Below are 2,220 nucleotides of genomic sequence, written 5' to 3'. Positions count from 1 at the left end.
ATCGTGTTGTTGCTTCGACGGATGTGGCTCGTGATTCCATTCACGAGAAAAGAAATGTAACCCCGTCGTCCTAATGGGAGAGAAAAACAAAAAACCACCGAGATGGTGGTGATACTGAACAACCTTCCGAAGTTTCCCCCAAAGAAATTGTTCCTTCTAAAATTCGGAAAGCTAAAGGGAAGATCAAGAAGTAATTTGCAATACAAACCTTCAAGGTTTCAAAAACCTTGAAGGTTTTTTAATCCCTTTTTTCCCTTTTTACCGTTTCTATTGTTTCGGAACAAGTTCCGAATTACATTTCTATTTCATATTTCTTCATTTTTCGATTCAAAGCATACCAGGAAATATTCAGAAGCTCCGCAGCTTTTGATTTGTTGTTTTTTGCTTTGGAAAGTGCTTTAAGAATTAGTTTTTTTTCAGCGAGAGCAAGATCGAGATTTTCTTCATTTTCAGTTGGTTCAGATATTATATGTTTGTTTCCGATTTTAAGTTTTGGTAAATGCTTTCTACTGATAATTCCCTTTTCCGAAAGAATTACAGCTCGTTCTATTAAGTTTTTCAATTCCCTGACATTTCCTCTGAATTCATAATCTGAAAAAGAATCATAAACATCATTTTCAATTTGTGTAATTGGGATTCTCATTTTTTCTGAAAAGAATTTCGCATAATGTTCGATCAAGAGAGGAATATCACCTTTTCTTTTGCGAAGTGGAGGAATATCGATCACAAAAGAATTCAATCTATGCAAAAGATCATTCCTGAATTTATTTTCATTAACTGATTTTTCAATATCCTGGTTAGTTGCGGAAATTATTCTGACATCGACTTCAATTTCTTTGTGAGAACCGATCCTGCGAACTTTTTTATCTTCGAGCACTCGCAGGAATTTGATTTGCTGAGTCAAAGGCATATCTCCTATCTCATCGAGAAATAATGTTCCTTTATCAGCAATCTCGAACCAACCTGCTTTATCTTCAGTAGCACCGGTAAAAGCTCCTTTTTTATGACCGAAGAATTCGCTTTCAAAAAGATGTTCCGGAACTGCCGAACAATTTACAGGATAGAAATATGTGTTTTTTCGATTACTTAAAAGATGAATGCTTCTGGCAACTAGTTCTTTCCCTGTTCCACTTTCTCCGGTAATAAGAACGGAAGTATCGTCATATCGGGCAACTTTGGAGATCAATTCGATCACAGACTTCATTTCCATACTTTTCCCGATGATCGCAGAACCCATTTGCTCCTGAAGTTCCTTTGAAATTAAAGAAAATTTTTGTTTAACTCCTTTCAATTTTTTAGATAATTCGAGAAATTTTTGAGTTCGTTCGATCGCACTTTTGATCTCAAGCGTGCGGAATGGTTTCTTAAAAAAATCAAATGCTCCAAACCGTAAAGATTCAATAATGCAATCCTGATCTCCGTGACCTGTGATCATAATAACTTCGATTTCCGGATGTTCGTTTTTAACTTTCTTCAAGACCTCAATTCCATTCATTTCCGGAAGCTGGATATCAAGTATCAAAACATCAATATGATTCTTCTCTAATATGAGAAATGCTTTTGAGGGAATTTCCGCTGTAAAAACATTATAATCATAAAGATCAAAAAAATCTTTCAGTTCATTCCTGATGCCTGGTTCATCATCGAGGATGAGGATATTTAAATTTGTCATAATAACTCCAAAATAAGGGAAATAGGAAATAGGATAAGTTTTTCAAGCGAATTTCTCCTTTCTTGAAACAATTAGTTTATACAACATTGCAGAGACTTCATTTGATTTTGAAATTAAGTCATTGACGATGTCATCTTTTTGATAATTCAATTCTTTAGCAAGATACAATTGTGTTCTTAGTTCACCACAAGAGCCCTTTGCAATATAGTAAAATTGAATCTTTTCTTTGTTATATTGTCGTTCAAATCCTTCCGCTATATTGGAAGGAACAGAAACTCCTGCTCTTTGAATCTGATCTCTAAAACCAAAATCTTTACAATCTTTGAGATTCTTATAAATCTCTACAGCCAATCGCATCGCTTTCTTCCAAACAATAAAATCCTCAAATCTTTCAATCATAATATCTTCCAATTCTTTTTATTTTTCCTAATCCCTATTTCCTATTTCCTATTTCCTACTTCTTATCTCCTACTTCCCACCTACATCTTTCATATTCTCGGAAGTTTTATTTTCATTTTTGTAAACTTCCCGAATTCGCTCTCGACGCT

The 2,220-nt window shown here is 34.4% G+C and carries 2 protein-coding genes; both read right to left on the bottom strand.

Annotation, left to right across the window (positions count from 1 at the left end; translation table 11 throughout):
- Positions 1-292 precede the first annotated feature (292 nt).
- Complete coding sequence (locus ENL20_07605) at positions 293-1,672, bottom strand: sigma-54-dependent Fis family transcriptional regulator (GenBank protein ID HHE38425.1); 1,380 nt, start codon at positions 1,670-1,672, stop codon at positions 293-295.
- Between the two features lie 42 nt (positions 1,673-1,714).
- Positions 1,715-2,071: a four helix bundle protein gene (locus tag ENL20_07600; protein ID HHE38424.1), complete on the bottom strand. Its 357-nt coding sequence runs from the start codon at positions 2,069-2,071 to the stop codon at positions 1,715-1,717.
- Positions 2,072-2,220 lie beyond the last annotated feature (149 nt).

This window comes from Candidatus Cloacimonadota bacterium, from assembly GCA_011372345.1.
Lineage (GTDB): Bacteria > Cloacimonadota > Cloacimonadia > Cloacimonadales > TCS61 > DRTC01.
Note: the sequence above shows the minus strand (reverse complement) of the source record. Positions and strands in the feature narration are given on the sequence as shown.